A 13600-nucleotide genomic window follows, 5' to 3' on the forward strand; every position below is an offset into this window, starting at 1 on the left:
CACCAGCGGGCGCGACGACACGCTGAGGCGCGACGGTGGCGCGGACGAAGGCGCGGCGGATCAGACCCGGTCGATGTGCACGTTCGTGGACTTCACGCGGGCGGTGGCCTGCATCCCGACCTCCAGGCCCAGTTCCTCGACGGCCTCGCGGGTCAGCAGGGACACCAGCCGGTGCGGCCCGGCCTGGATCTCCACCTGGGCAGCGACGTCGCCGAGCTTCACGGCGGTGACGATGCCGGGGAAGGCGTTGCGGACCGAGGTGTACGAGGCGTCCTCGTCCGCGCTGTCGGACTGCGCGATCTCGACGGAGAACGCGGCCAGGTCACGGCCGTCGATGAGCCTGCGGCCGTTGTCGTCGCGGTGGGTGGCGACCCGGCCGCCGTCCGCCCAGCGGCGGACCGTGTCGGGGCTGACGCCCAGGAGCCGCGCGGCCTGGCCGATCGTGTAGGACTGCATGGGGAAGACAATAAGCGCAGCCCGCCACCCGGCTCCGCACACCACGGGCGGCGACACGGCGGCCCCTCAATGGACTCCGGCGGACGCCAGAGGCGGGCGACACGGGGGTGGGCGGCACGGGGGCGGGCGGCACGGGGGCGGGCGGCAGGCGGCGGCGACACGGCGGACGCGCCGTGCCGGTTCGCGCCCCGGCGCGCGTACGGCGCCCGGTTAGAGTGCCAGAGCCGCACCCGGCAAATCCGACATTCCATACGGAGATCGAGGCGTATCCCCATGAGCCTGAGCATCCGCAACCAACTTCCCGGCACCGTCGCGTCCGTGACCCCCGGCGAGGTGATGGCGACCGTCAAGGTACGGCTGGACGGCGGCCAGGACATCACCGCCGCGATCACCCTGGAGGCGGCGGACGAACTCGGCCTCGCCGAGGGCACGGCGGTCCGCGCCCTGGTGAAGTCCACCGAGGTCTCCCTTGCCACGGGCCCGGTCTCGGGGCTCAGCATCCGCAATCAACTGCCGGGCACCGTCACGGACATCGCCACGGGCGGCGCGATGGCCGCGGTGAAGATCTCCGTCGAGGGCGGCGAGTTGACCTCCGCGATCACCAAGGACGCGGCCGTCGACCTCCGACTCGCCCAGGGCACCGCCGTCACCGCCCTGATCAAGTCGACGGAGATCTCGCTCGCGACCGTCTGACGACCCGTCCGCCGGTGGCCGAGGCAGCACTCCTGAGGCCAGTGGTGTGCTGGTGAACCCGGTGGAGTCACCAGCCGATTCGCTGCGAGAGAGCGCTCTCTTCGTGCTTGACACCCAGTCGCGCGGCCCGCGAGGGTACGTCTCCAAGAGAGCGCTCTCAATTCCCCCCTCGCCGTCAGAAGGTGGTCGTAGCTCATGTCTTCGTTCAGGGCCGCAGACAGTGCACTTCCCAACTCGCAGCAGCCGCAGGCGCCATCGCAGTCGCAGCACACATCCGGGGAGCGCGGCGGTCTGAGCCGCCGTTCGCTGATCGCCACGGCCGCTTTCGCCGGTGTGGTGCCGTTGGCGGGTGCCGCGACCCCCGCCGCGGCGCGGTCGGCCGGCGCGCACTCCCCCGGCTCCCATTCCCCCGGCGGCCACTCGCCGTCCACGGAACCCGACTTCGGCCCGAACGTCACCGTCTTCGACCCGAGCATGCCCGCCGCCGACATCCAGGCCGCGCTGGACGCGGCCACCGCCGTACAGGTCGCCAACGAATTCGGCACGCAGCGCTTCGCCTTCCTCTTCAAGCCGGGCACGTACGACGTCGACGCGCAACTCGGCTACTACACCTCGGTCGCGGGCCTCGGGCTGTCGCCCGACGACGTGACCATCAACGGCGCGGTGCGCGTCGAGGGGCAGGCGCAGCCGGGCGGCGGCGACAGCGCGCTCACCAACTTCTGGCGCTCGGCGGAGAATCTGGCGGTCAACCCGACCGACGGCATCAACTGGTGGGCGGTGTCGCAGGCCGCGCCGCTGCGCCGGGTGCACATCCGCGGCCAGCTCTTCCTCTTCCCCCGGCAGGGCGGTTACTCCAGCGGCGGCTTCATCGCCGACTCGGTGGTGGACGGGCAGGTGATCAACGCCTCGCAGCAGCAGTGGCTGACGCGGGACAGCTCGGTCGGCTCCTGGTCCAACGGCGTGTGGAACCAGGTCTTCGCGGGTGTCGTCGGCGCCCCCGAGCAGTCCTTCCCCGACCCGCCGTACACGACGCTGGCCACCAGCCCGCTCAGCCGCGAGAAGCCCTTCCTGTACGTCGACTCGGCGGGCCGTTACCGGGTGTTCCTGCCGTCGCTGCGGCACGACGCGGTCGGCGCGTCCTGGTCCGGCGGTACGACCGAGGGCACCTCGGTCCCCATCGACCGGTTCTTCATCGCCAAGCCCACGGACTCGGTGCGCGCCATCAACCGCGCGCTGGCGCAGGGCAAGCACCTGCTCCTGACGCCGGGCGTCTACCGGCTGGCGGAGTCCATCAAGGTCAAGTGGTCGGGCACGGTGGTGCTCGGCCTGGGCTTCCCCACCCTCACGCCGGTCGGCGGAGCGGTGCCGATGACGGTCGCGGACGTCAAGGGCGTCCGCGTCGCGGGGCTGCTCTTCGACGCGGGGAAGACCAACTCCCCCGCCCTGCTGGAGGTCGGCAGCAGGCGCGGCGGCCGTACGGACCCGCGCGACCCGACCTCGCTCCAGGACGTGTTCTTCCGGATCGGCGGCGCGGGCGCGGGCAAGGCCACCACGAGCCTGGTCGTCAACAGCGACAATGTGCTGCTCGACCACATCTGGGCCTGGCGCGCGGACCACGGTACGGGCGTCGGCTGGACGGTGAACACGGCGGAGACCGGCGTGGTCGTCAACGGTGACCACGTCCTGGCCACCGGCCTGTTCGTGGAGCACTACCAGAAGTACAACGTCATCTGGAACGGCGACCACGGCCGGACGGTCATGTTCCAGAACGAGTTGCCGTACGACCCGCCGAATCAGGCCGCCTACGGGCATCACGGCGTCGCGGGCTGGGCCGCGTACAAGGTGGCGGATTCGGTCCGGCACCACGAGGGCTGGGGTCTTGGCAGCTACTGCTTCTTCAACGTGGACCCGACGATCCACAACGCCCACAGCTTCGAGGTGCCCGACCGGCCGGGCGTACGGTTCCACGACCTGCTGACCGTCTCGCTCAACGGAGACGGCGTGATCGACCACGTCATCAACGACTACGGCGCGGCGGCGCAGGGCTCGGCGACGGTCCCGGTGGACGTGGTGAGCTACCCGCCGACGCACTGACGTCTCGCGCACGCCCGGGTGGCGGGCGGTGACGCGTGGTGACGGGCCCCGGTGACGCGCCGCGTCACCGGGGCGGCGCGTGCGGCGGACGATCGGCGGCCGATACGGGCGGGACGTATGTGATGCCGTCCGGCGGGTAGCCGAGGGGTACGCAGCTCACCATCGGAGGTGACCGCAATGCTGATCCTGGGATTGCTGCTCCTGGCCGGTGCCGGTGCTTTCACCGGCCTCGCCATCGCCGACAACACGTCGGGAGGTCCCGAGTACAACGTGTCGGTGCTCGGGCACTCCATCGCGACCATGAACACCCTTCAGATCTTCTGCGCCGGTCTGGCGCTCGCCCTGATCTTCTGCCTCGGCGCCGCGATGGCGATGGGCGGCGGAGTGAGCCACCGGCGCAAGTCCCGCAAGCTCACCGAGGCCCGCAGGGCCGCGAAGGACAACGCCAGGGAACGTGACGCGCTGGCGGCCCGGTTGGAGACGGCGGACACCACGGCCGCACCGGCCGGGGACGCCGGGACCGACTACGCGTACGGCGGTTCCACGGCGGCCGACAGCGCCGACGGTTCCGAGACGGCGGCCGCACCGCGGCACCGTCACGCGCGGCACCTGTTCGGCCACTGACCGACCGCGGTCCTCGGATGCCGTGAGGGCGGCGCCCCCGTGACACGGGGGGCGCCGCCCTCCGTCGCGTCCTGGGAGCCGTACGAGGCGCGCGAGCGGTACGAGCGGCCCGAGCCGTTCTGCTGCCGACCGGACGCGAACGCGGTGCGGACTGCCGCGAACAGCCTTCCTGCGGGCGAGGTGTCCGATTATGATGCGGATCACGCCGCCTCCCCTACGAGGTGGCACCCGGCAGTGCCCGGACATCCATGTCGACGACGAAGACGACACAGAAGTCGGGAAGGCCATGGCAGAGCAGGGTGCGCTCCAGCACCGCAGGACCGTACTGGAAAACGAATGGGCCCGCCGCGTACCGCAGTTGAGGTCGGCGGGGGGCTATCCGGCGGGCCCGGCACCGCTGCGCCGTGAGGTCACCGACTCCTGGGTGCGCAGCGTCGGCACGGTGGATCCCGCGCGGGACAGCGCGCCGGTCTCCGAGGACGGCGCGGTCCATCCGCGGTGGAAGGGTTCGCCGCTGCGCGCGCCGGTCGCCGACCTGTCGGGGGAACTGCACAGCATCGCCGAGGACGCGGGTTTCGTCGCGGCGGTGACCGACGAGTCCGGCACGATCCTGTGGACGTGCGGCGGCAGGCTGATGCGGCGCAGGGCGGAGCGGGTCAATTTCGCGCCGGGCGGGCGGTGGGACGAGCGCGCGATGGGCACCAACGCGCTGTCCCTGGCGCTTCGGACCGGCCGCCCGAGCACGGTCTTCTCCGCCGAGCACCTGGTCGCGGCCCTGCACGGCTGGGTCTGTTACTGCGCGCCCATCCACGCCCCCGACGGCCGGGTGCTGGGCGTCCTCGACCTCTCCACCACCTGGGACCGCTCGCACCCGCTGGCCCTGCCGACCGTACGCACCCTGGCCTCCGCCATCGAGGCCCGGCTGCTGGACGGCGCTCCGGAGCCGCAGCGCCCCGCCGGTCTCGAACTGCGCTGCCTCGGTACGGCGCAGGCCACCAGCGACGGTGAGCCGCTGCATCTGCCGCCGCGCCAACTGGAGATCCTGACGCTGCTCGCCCTGGAGCCCGAGGGCTTCGCGCCCGACCGGCTGCGGGCGTCGCTGTACGGCGACCGCTGCGTGACCGCGTCCACGTTCAAGGCCGAGCTGTCGCATCTGCGGCGCGCGCTGAACGGCGGGGTGGCGACCAGGCGGTACGCGCTGACGGTGCCGGTGAGCTGTGACGCGGCCGAGGTGCTGCGGGCGCTGGAGTGCGGTGACATCGCGGCGGCCGTCGGCCACTACCGCGGGCCGCTGCTGCCGATGTCGGAGGCGCCGGGGATCGTGGCCTGGCGCGAGCACCTGGAAGTGGTGGTCCGCGAGGCGGTACTCGCCGACACCCGCCCCGAGCACGCGCTGCGGTACGGGGAGCGGGCGCCGTACGACGCAGCCGTGCACGAGCACGCGCTGCGGCTGCTCGGTCCCGGCGACGCGCGGCGCGGGATCGCGGCGAGCCGGCTGAACGCGGCGCTGCGGAGCTGACGCGACGGTCTCCGGCCGTGCCGTGCGGGAAGCGGCGTCCGCGCGCCCCGGCGTCCGCACAGGCCCCGCGCCGCCAACCATGCGCGCCCCGGTGTCCGCACAGGCCCCGCGGCGCCAACCTTTTGCCAACCTCGGGCCACCACAGTGAGTGCTGACACCGTAACCCGCACACCGGTACACCGAGGAGCGCCGCCATGGTCTACGCGCAGCCAGGCACCGAGGGCAGCATCGTCAGCTTCGCCCAGCGGTACGACAACTTCATCGGGGGCGGCTGGGTCGCACCGGCCGAGGGACAGTATTTCGACAACCCGTCCCCGGTGACCGGTGAGACCTTCTGCCAGGTCGCGCGGTCCACCGCGCCGGACATCGAGCTGGCCCTGGACGCCGCGCACGCGGCCGCCGGTCCGTGGGGCCGCACCTCGGCCACGGAGCGGGCGAACATCCTCAACAAGATCGCCGACCGGATCGAGGAGAACCTCGAACGGCTGGCGGTGGCCGAGACGTGGGAGAACGGCAAGCCGGTCCGCGAGACGCTGGCCGCCGACCTGCCGCTGGCGGTGGACCACTTCCGCTACTTCGCGGGAGCGCTGCGCGCCCAGGAGGGCAGCATCTCGGAGATCGACGCCGACACCGTCGCGTACCACTACCACGAGCCGTTGGGCGTGGTCGGCCAGATCATCCCGTGGAACTTCCCGATCCTGATGGCCACATGGAAGCTCGCGCCGGCGCTGGCGGCGGGCAACTGCGTGGTCATCAAGCCCGCCGAGCAGACCCCGGTCAGCCTGCTGGTCGTCATCGAGCTGATCGCCGACCTGCTGCCCGCCGGTGTGCTCAACGTCGTCAACGGATTCGGCGTGGAGGCGGGCAAGCCGCTCGCGTCGAGCCCGCGGGTGGCGAAGGTGGCCTTCACCGGTGAGACCACCACCGGGCGGCTGATCATGCAGTACGCCAGCGAGAACATCATCCCGGTGACGCTGGAACTGGGCGGCAAGAGCCCGAACATCTTCCTGCCGGACGTGATGGCCGCGGACGACGACTACCTCGACAAGGCGATCGAGGGCTTCGTGATGTTCGCCCTCAACCAGGGCGAGGTCTGCACCTGTCCGTCCCGCGCGCTGATCCACTCCTCGATCTACGACGAGTTCATGGCCCGCTGTCTGGAGCGGACCCGCGCCATCGTCGGCGGCGACCCGCTGGACCCGGCGACCATGCTCGGCGCCCAGGCCAGCAACGACCAGTACGAGAAGATCCTGTCGTACTTCGACATCGGCAAGCAGGAGGGCGCCGAGGTCCTGACCGGCGGCACCAGCCGTACCGTCCCCGGCCTGGAGGGCGGCTTCTACATCGAGCCGACGATCTTCCGCGGCACCAACAACATGCGGATCTTCCAGGAGGAGATCTTCGGCCCGGTCGTCTCGGTCACCACCTTCGACTCCACCGACGAGGCCCTCAAACTCGCCAACGACACCCTGTACGGCCTCGGCGCGGGCGTCTGGACCCGCGACGGCAACACCGCCTACCGGCTCGGCCGCGAGATCAAGGCGGGCCGCGTCTGGACCAACTGCTACCACGCCTACCCGGCCCACGCGGCCTTCGGCGGCTACAAGAATTCCGGCATCGGCCGCGAGAACCACAAGATGATGCTCGAGCACTACCAGCAGACCAAAAACCTCTTGGTCTCGTACTCCCCGAAGAAGCTCGGCTTCTTCTAGACTCCTCAAATATGTCGCCTGACCTGGCCTTTCGCCAGGTCGGGCGCCGCCTTGGTGTCCTCAGCGCCGTCGGTGTACGGCGCCCGGTGTTCTCCCGACATCTCCCCCTGGTCTCCCCCCTCTGACCAGCTGTCCCGGTCTATTTCCGGACCGGGCCGCCCAAGGCCCGCCGTCGACGGTCTCCGCCATCTGCCCCCAGAGCCGCACCGATTCCTCGATGCGACCGTCGGCGTAGTCCTGCGCTCCAGCAAGGAACGTGGCGCAGCAGCTGAACATGACCTGGACGCCCGGCCCTTCGGGCCCACTCGGCAGGATCAACACCGGAGGCCAGCCAGAAGGAGACGCCCGCGTACCGAAGGTCATACGGCCGCTTCGCCAGCATCAAGACCTGCTCCTCCGCTGTGAGCGCACCGGCGCGCGCCCTGGCCCACGTGATGCCCTAAGCCCCGGCGTCGACGTAACCGCCAGCCGCGTTCCGGAAGACCCGACCGTCCGGTGCCATGTCGAACCGGTCCACATACGCGCGCAGCATGACGACGAACGGCGGAGGAATCGGCACAAGCCGAGTGGCGTTGGCGGCACGCCGCTTCAGACGGGCCGCCGGCCGTCGCGCCGGGCAATCTCGATCGCCTCGACCGCGCGGTCGGGCTGCCCGCTCCGGATCCGGCCCGGCGGGGTGTCACCCGATCGGTGGACACCAGCTGAGTGCTGCGGAAGCGCTGATGATCGCCGGACTACGTTCGTCAGCAAGGCTGGCAGCAGCACCCTTCACACTCAAGGATGCCAATCATGGGCGCGTACACGCAGAGGGTTCTTGAACTGTTCGAGCGGCTCGACAAGGACGGAAGCGGCGGCATCAACCCGCGCGATCTGGCGTACGTCGAAGGTATTTCGAGTTCCCGGCCGACGCCACTGGCCCTGGGAACCCAGAGGCTGGTCCAGGGCTTCGTCCGGCACAGCGACGCGAACAAAGACGGTCAGGTGAGCAAGATCGAACTGCTCAACTACGTGGACAAGGCGATGGTCGGGACGACTCCCGAGACCCTTCCCGACTACATCCGCGAATTCGTCTCCACGGTGTTCGCCGTCATGGACACCGACAGGTCCGGCAAGGTCAGCAGGGCCGCGTTCGAGGAGTACCTGAAGGCCCGCCACGCCGACGCCTCCGTCGACACCGTCGGCTACGAGTTCGAGCATCTCGACCGTGACCATGACGGTTTCCTCACCCTCGGCGACCTCCAAGCGGCGGCGCACGGCTTCTTCACTGCACCGGACGGCGTCCCGGGGAGCTGGCTCCTTGCCGCCGTTCCCGAGCGCACGGCGGCATAGGGCGCGACCGCGTGAGGGTGATCTTCGGGCCCACTCCGGGCGGGTTGCCCGACGCCTACTCCGCGCCGAGGATGATGCCGTCGGCGCCGGCTTGGGCATTCGGGTTGGTCAGGAACTCGCGGACGCTGTGGACGAACTCCTTGCGGCGGATCACGCCGTCCCTGTCCCACGTCGAGCTGGGTGAATGCCTCTCATGCAATGGACGGGGCGGCATCGCCGACGGCCGTGGCGAGGTCCACGAACTCCGCCTTGCTCACTTCGTTGATTCGCGCTGTGTCCGCGATGTTGAACAGGGCCTCGGACAGAATCTCGATCACGTCCGCACGGCTGGAGTCGTCGAGCCGGGCGTGCAGCTCGGTGACGAACTGCTCCTTGGACAGGCGGCCGTCGTCGCTCTGGTGCATCAGTTGCGAGCTGAACGTGGTGTAGGCGGTCTTCACCGCATATGCGCGGTTGTCGTGCGAAGTGACAGGCGTGACCCAGACGAACTTGGTCGTCAGGCATGGTGGCCCGGAGACATCCGTCGCCGGGCGAAGCCACGTGTGGAAGGCAGGCCGCCCCGATGGTCACTCACCCCCCGACCGCCCATATCTCCGCCGACCTCAAGCACTCTCTGGTCTCCCCCGGGCCGGGGTCGAAAGGCGTAGGTTTCCTCAAGCTGAAGAACTCCCACGACAAGGACATCGAGATCCACCTGGTGTTCGCCGATACCTTCATGTCCGTCACGATGCACAAGGCCATCGCCCGGGACCAAGAGATGGAGGCCGGCAGGCTGGACAAGGTCGTCATCCCGGCCAAGGGCGAGTTCGAGTTCAGGCCCCACGAGCACTTCCTGCTGCTGGGCCCCTCATCCCGACACTGCGGCGAGAACGAACCTCTGCGGTTCGTCCTGTCCACGAACGAGCTCTTCGAGGTCGACGTTCCCGTCGGGGGCACGTTCTTCCCCGAAGGTATGTTCGTGACGGACTGACAGGGTTGGGTCGTGGGCGGACCAACCGCAGACACCTTCTGGGAATCATCCCGCGTACCGGGCCCCGACCTTGATCCGCCGGCTTCTCGCCTGACCTTGTCAGCCGGTGCCGGCAGGGCCGGCCCCAGTCAGACTCAAAGGCGCGATCAATACCGCTTTCCCCCCGCACGGGGGCTCGTCCAATCAATCGCCCGTGCCGGGCGTACCGCGGCGGCCGGCCCGGGAAGATTCCGGGCCGGCCACCGCCGTAGAGCGGATGGTGCGTCAGGAGACGGTGCAGGCAGAGCCGTTGAGCGTAAACGCGGTGGGCGAGGTGGTGCCGGAGCCTGTTCCCTGGAAACCAAAGCTGGTGGAGCCGCCCGCGGGGACGGCGCCGTTGTAGCCCAGGTCGGTGGCGGTCACGGTGGCGCCGGACTGGGTGGTCGTGGCGTTCCATGCGCTGGTGATCTTCTGGTCGGCAGGGAAAGTCCACTTGAGCGACCAGCCGTTGACTGCGCTGCCGCCGGTGTTGCGCAGGGTCACGTCCGTGGTGAAGCCGCCCGTCCAGGCGCTGACGATCTTGTAGCTGACGGAGCAGGCCGCACCTGTCGGCGGCGGGGTCGTGGGCGGGGCCGTGGTCGGCGGGGTCGTCGGCGGGGCGGTAGTCGGCGGAACGGTGGTCGGCGGGGCGGTGGTCGGCGGGGTCGTCGGCGGAACGGGGTCCGAGGTTCCGGCGGATGCCAGCGCGTATGCCACGTCCGGCAGGAAGGTACCTGCGGCGCCGGCGCAGCCATCCGCCTCTCCTGGCGGCTTCACCCAGAGGAACGCGTCGATCGCCGCGTCGCCGGTGTTGGTCGTGGGATAGGCGCCGATCGCCCGGCCAGACGGGTCGCACCATGCCCCGCCGCCCGCTGGACCGTTGCCGTTGCGGCTGGTGTCCACCACGGCGTGCAGATTGGCCGGGTTGCCGAGCGCGGCCAGCACGTTCTTGGCGAAGTTGACCTCATTGGCCGTGGTATTGAAGTTGGAGACGTTGGTGAAGAGGCCGTCGGCATTCGTCAGGATGCCGGCGCTGCGCAGCCGATTGGCCTGCTCCGAGGCACTGTTCCAGGCCGAGTGGCCGCCGTCCAGGTAGACCTTTGCGTTGGGTGCGGCGGCGTGGATGGCGGCTCCCGCCCGGGAGAGCGAGGCGAACCGGTCGGCCTGCTGCTGTGCGGTCAGGCAGGTGGTCAGGGCGATGGAGTCGGGCTCCAAGATGATGATCGACCGGCCACTGCCCAGCCCGGCGGCGAAGTTGCGCACCCAGGCGTCGTACGAGGCCAGGTCCGGTGCGCCGCCTGCGGACGCGCCGCCGCAGTCACGGTTGGGGATCTCGTACACGGCCAGCACCGGCACCTGTCCGGCGGTGGCCGCGGCCGTGGTGACAGCCCGGACGTCGCCGGTGACGGTGGAGGGGCGGTAGTTGGAGAACCAGATCGCCTGCGGCTGGCTTGCGATCCGCCGGGCGATGACCGGCTGGCGGGAGTCACCGGGATTGGCGGCAACCCAGCGGACGACCTGGGAGTTGGGGTCCGCGTAGAGCTGGGTCCCGGTCGGGAGGCTGCCCTGCGCCGCGGCGCCCGCGGTGATCTCGGTGCTCAGGACGATGCCGGTGGCGGCGAGACCTGCGGCTACGCCGAGCGCCATGGCCTTGCGCAGCCGCGACCCGCGCGCGGGAGCCTTGACCGCCTCGGCCGGGCGTGGGGTACCGATGGGGGGTGTCACAGTTTTCCTCCGTGCTCTCGTGGGGGGAGAGGGCCCTCAGGGAGCGAGGGCCAGATGCGACGGGGTAAGTGGGAGCGCTCCCACTGCTGGATTGAGCCTAGCGAGTACGACGAGGGCCCGTCATCCCCTGCGCGGGACACTTTCGGGCCGGCTCACTCTGCCGCGGTCCATCTGGCCTCATCGGCAGGTCGATTCCCTGGCCACCGGAGCGAAGCGGCTGACGATCCCTTCCTCGTCCTTGACCGACGACGCGACCGCCGGGCCAGGAGGCCGACCGCGGACTGTGCCCTCGCGTCGTCGTCCGGGTCGATCGTGGACAGGGAGGGGGCGCGGTATGCGCTCGTCTCGACGTTGTCGAGGCCGATCAGCTTGACCTCACCGGGCACCCGCACCCCTGAGTCGGCGAGGCCGCGCGGCACGCCCATCGCCACCGTGCCGGTCGCGCAGAAGACACCGTCGAAGTCGAGGCCGTCGTGCACCATGTCCCTGGCAGGTGCGACGGCCGACGCCCTCGCTCAAGGAGTACGCCCTGTCCTACCCCCATGGCGGGCGACCGCCGAAGCACGGCAAGGAGCTCCGCTTCGCCAAGCCGGAGACCTGGGGCGAGCCGGACGCGGCAACCGAGCAGGTCACCGACCGGTACGGCACCGCCCGCGCGATGGCCTGGGACCGCACCCACCCCCGTCTTACCATCCGCCCCGCCCGGATCGACCACACCGGCGAACTCCCCGTCATCGAAGGCACATTGATCCGCCTCCAGGTCGACCGCCTGCCCGGCGGAGGCGACCCACTCCCGCTCTGGCTCTGGTCGTCCGCCACCAGCCTGGACAGCGAGGACGTCGACGTGCGCTGGCTGGCGTTCCTGAGGAGGTTCGACATCGAGCACCTCCTCAGGCTGATGAAACAGACCCTCGGGTGGACCCGTCCGAAGCTGCGAACCCCCGAGGCCGACGAGCGCTGGACCTGGCTGATCATCGCCGCCCACACCCAGATCCGCCTCCTGCGCGAGGCCGCCGCCGGCTTACGCCACCCCTGGGAGAAGCCCGTCGGGCCCGGCCGACTCACCCCGGCCCGAGTCCGCCGGGGGTTCAGGAACCTCCGCCCGAACCTGCCCTGCCCGGCGCGTGCACCCAAACCAAGCCAGCCGGGCCCCGGCAGGCCACCCGGCTCGAAAAACCGGCACCCCGCCACCCGCTACGACGTGGGCAAGACCACCAGACGCCCCGAAAGCATCATCGAACACGATCAGCTCAGAGACGGAGTACAACGTCAGAATGGAACAGCCAGCCCGGCCTCGCGCAATCGAAGCAGTGCCACGTCCATGCACTCGGCGACCGAGGCCCCGTCCGCCCTCATCCCACCGCCCAGCGGCCCACCTGAAGCAGCGAACGTCCACGCCGGCTGACCGTCACGCATGCGCTCCGCGTCGACCCGGATCATGGCACCGACTCCCTGCTCGCCAAGCCACTCCAGGATGGACAGCGTCACGTCCTCGATGCGGCTGTCCAGATCCGCCTTGGGCCGCCGCCCCATCCCCTTGGCCATGACCACAACCCTACTCAGCAGCTGAACGAGTCGTATCACGCACTCTCAAAGCGGCTCAGACCATAAAGAACAAGGTCAGAAGCTGTTTTCGATCCTTCTCCTCGAACCGCAGCCGGGCGTGGCGCGGCGGGGGTCGGGTTGAGCGAGCCCGCGGGCAAAGAACTCGTCGGTTCTGAGGGCCTGCTTGAAGTTCCGTGACGGATGCTGTGCTGGGTGGGGCGGGCGATGACGCTGGGTGTCACCGGCTCCGAGGTGGGCGTGAACGCAGGCCCAAGGCAGCGTAGACCAGGGTGTTCGGTGTAGCAGCGGTGCGGGCTGCGAGGTCCTCAAAGTAGATCCAGAAGTGGTTGTTGTGGACGCGTCTCTGTTGGTAGACGTACGGGGCCAGGGCGTCCCACATGCGGACGATTCCCGTACCGAAGGAGCCGACAACCAGTTCCTGATCGATTATGCCGTGGGCGACGAGCCTGCCGAGGTCGTCGAAGAACATCCCTATCTTCAATGCATGGGGGCGAGCTTCGTCGGGAAGTTCGGTAACGCGGCAGTCGACGGAGTGCCGGGCTAGATCGTTCAAGACATACTTCTCATCTTCGAGGTAGGTCGACTCCGGGCCGTGGACTAACTTGAAGGCTTCGAGGATCACCGGCAGGTGGTTCCCTCCGTTGCTGAGGCGGTTCTGCCGCAGGGCCAGCAGCAATGCCAGAGAGGCGATCACTATGGTGGCGAGGTTCAGGACTATGGTCACGTTCACGGACTCTATGGAAAAGTGGCCTCGGGGCCCAGGGTCAGGGTCGCTTCGTGCCAGGGTGACCGTGGTGCCCTTGAGAACGATCAGTCGCGTTCGGCATCGCGGGAGGCCGGTTGCCCGCTGCGGCGGGAGGACCGGCGAGTGATGCACGGGACAAGTCTCAGCCA

Annotated in this window: 12 protein-coding genes and 1 pseudogene; 8 read left to right on the forward strand and 5 right to left on the reverse strand. The window is 69.7% G+C overall.

What is annotated here, in order from left to right; all coding sequences use genetic code 11:
- Positions 1-60 precede the first annotated feature (60 nt).
- A complete protein-coding gene (locus ACFY9V_RS23300) occupies positions 61-456 on the reverse strand; it encodes a molybdopterin-binding protein (protein ID WP_188283203.1) in 396 nt (131 codons plus the stop codon).
- Positions 457-729: 273 nt separating this feature from the next.
- Here ACFY9V_RS23300 and ACFY9V_RS23305 point away from each other — a divergent pair, with 273 nt between their 5' ends.
- The 6 genes from ACFY9V_RS23305 (at position 730) to ACFY9V_RS23330 (ending at position 8427) form a co-directional block, all read left to right on the forward strand.
- Positions 730-1149, forward strand: a complete 420-nt coding sequence (locus ACFY9V_RS23305; RefSeq protein ID WP_355335071.1) for a TOBE domain-containing protein — start codon at positions 730-732, stop codon at positions 1147-1149.
- Positions 1150-1344: 195 nt separating this feature from the next.
- On the forward strand, positions 1345-3243 hold the full coding sequence (locus ACFY9V_RS23310; RefSeq protein WP_391162698.1) for a coagulation factor 5/8 type domain-containing protein: 1899 nt from the start codon (positions 1345-1347) through the stop codon (positions 3241-3243).
- 177 nt (positions 3244-3420) lie between these two features.
- On the forward strand, positions 3421-3867 hold the full coding sequence (locus tag ACFY9V_RS23315) for a hypothetical protein (RefSeq protein ID WP_391162700.1): 447 nt from the start codon (positions 3421-3423) through the stop codon (positions 3865-3867).
- Between the two features lie 286 nt (positions 3868-4153).
- Positions 4154-5386, forward strand: coding sequence for a GAF domain-containing protein (locus tag ACFY9V_RS23320; RefSeq protein WP_391162701.1), 1233 nt, complete (start codon positions 4154-4156; stop codon positions 5384-5386).
- 194 nt (positions 5387-5580) lie between these two features.
- On the forward strand, positions 5581-7098 hold the full coding sequence (gene adh / locus ACFY9V_RS23325) for an aldehyde dehydrogenase (protein ID WP_391162703.1): 1518 nt from the start codon (positions 5581-5583) through the stop codon (positions 7096-7098).
- 789 nt (positions 7099-7887) lie between these two features.
- Positions 7888-8427 (forward strand): EF-hand domain-containing protein, encoded by a 540-nt coding sequence (locus tag ACFY9V_RS23330; protein ID WP_391162704.1) that lies wholly within the window; start codon positions 7888-7890, stop codon positions 8425-8427.
- Between the two features lie 191 nt (positions 8428-8618).
- Here the strand turns inward: ACFY9V_RS23330 and ACFY9V_RS23335 are convergent, their stop codons facing one another.
- Complete coding sequence (locus ACFY9V_RS23335) at positions 8619-8867, reverse strand: hypothetical protein (protein WP_391162705.1); 249 nt, start codon at positions 8865-8867, stop codon at positions 8619-8621.
- A gap of 122 nt (positions 8868-8989) precedes the next feature.
- Here ACFY9V_RS23335 and ACFY9V_RS23340 point away from each other — a divergent pair, with 122 nt between their 5' ends.
- On the forward strand, positions 8990-9397 hold the full coding sequence (locus tag ACFY9V_RS23340) for a copper chaperone PCu(A)C (protein ID WP_391162706.1): 408 nt from the start codon (positions 8990-8992) through the stop codon (positions 9395-9397).
- 264 nt (positions 9398-9661) lie between these two features.
- On the opposite strand, the gene ACFY9V_RS23345 is transcribed toward ACFY9V_RS23340, so the two are convergent.
- Both ACFY9V_RS23345 and ACFY9V_RS23350 read right to left on the reverse strand, forming a co-directional pair.
- On the reverse strand, positions 9662-11140 hold the full coding sequence (locus tag ACFY9V_RS23345) for a glycoside hydrolase family 6 protein (RefSeq protein ID WP_391162707.1): 1479 nt from the start codon (positions 11138-11140) through the stop codon (positions 9662-9664).
- 152 nt (positions 11141-11292) lie between these two features.
- On the reverse strand, positions 11293-11622 hold the full coding sequence (locus ACFY9V_RS23350) for a substrate-binding domain-containing protein (RefSeq protein ID WP_391162708.1): 330 nt from the start codon (positions 11620-11622) through the stop codon (positions 11293-11295).
- A gap of 11 nt (positions 11623-11633) precedes the next feature.
- Between ACFY9V_RS23350 and ACFY9V_RS23355 the strand changes: the two are divergent.
- Positions 11634-12395: pseudogene (locus ACFY9V_RS23355) on the forward strand (transposase); the annotation flags it as partial.
- A 528-nt stretch (positions 12396-12923) separates the two neighbouring features.
- Here ACFY9V_RS23355 and ACFY9V_RS23360 read toward each other — a convergent pair.
- Positions 12924-13436 carry a hypothetical protein gene (locus tag ACFY9V_RS23360; RefSeq protein ID WP_391162710.1) on the reverse strand — a complete coding sequence of 171 codons (513 nt, stop codon included), beginning with the start codon at positions 13434-13436 and terminating at the stop codon, positions 12924-12926.
- Positions 13437-13600 lie beyond the last annotated feature (164 nt).

This window comes from Streptomyces sp. NPDC008317 (assembly GCF_042955955.1).
Classification (GTDB): domain Bacteria; phylum Actinomycetota; class Actinomycetes; order Streptomycetales; family Streptomycetaceae; genus Actinacidiphila.

Coding starts and splice junctions, on each gene's coding strand:
- ACFY9V_RS23350 (WP_391162708.1), bottom strand. CDS start 11,622: ATGGTGCACGACGGCCTCGACTTCGACGGTGTCTTCTGCGCGACCGGC.
- ACFY9V_RS23330 (WP_391162704.1), top strand. CDS start 7,888: ATGGGCGCGTACACGCAGAGGGTTCTTGAACTGTTCGAGCGGCTCGAC.
- ACFY9V_RS23340 (WP_391162706.1), top strand. CDS start 8,990: ATGGTCACTCACCCCCCGACCGCCCATATCTCCGCCGACCTCAAGCAC.
- ACFY9V_RS23315 (WP_391162700.1), top strand. CDS start 3,421: ATGCTGATCCTGGGATTGCTGCTCCTGGCCGGTGCCGGTGCTTTCACC.
- adh (WP_391162703.1), top strand. CDS start 5,581: ATGGTCTACGCGCAGCCAGGCACCGAGGGCAGCATCGTCAGCTTCGCC.
- ACFY9V_RS23320 (WP_391162701.1), top strand. CDS start 4,154: ATGGCAGAGCAGGGTGCGCTCCAGCACCGCAGGACCGTACTGGAAAAC.
- ACFY9V_RS23300 (WP_188283203.1), bottom strand. CDS start 456: ATGCAGTCCTACACGATCGGCCAGGCCGCGCGGCTCCTGGGCGTCAGC.
- ACFY9V_RS23305 (WP_355335071.1), top strand. CDS start 730: ATGAGCCTGAGCATCCGCAACCAACTTCCCGGCACCGTCGCGTCCGTG.
- ACFY9V_RS23310 (WP_391162698.1), top strand. CDS start 1,345: ATGTCTTCGTTCAGGGCCGCAGACAGTGCACTTCCCAACTCGCAGCAG.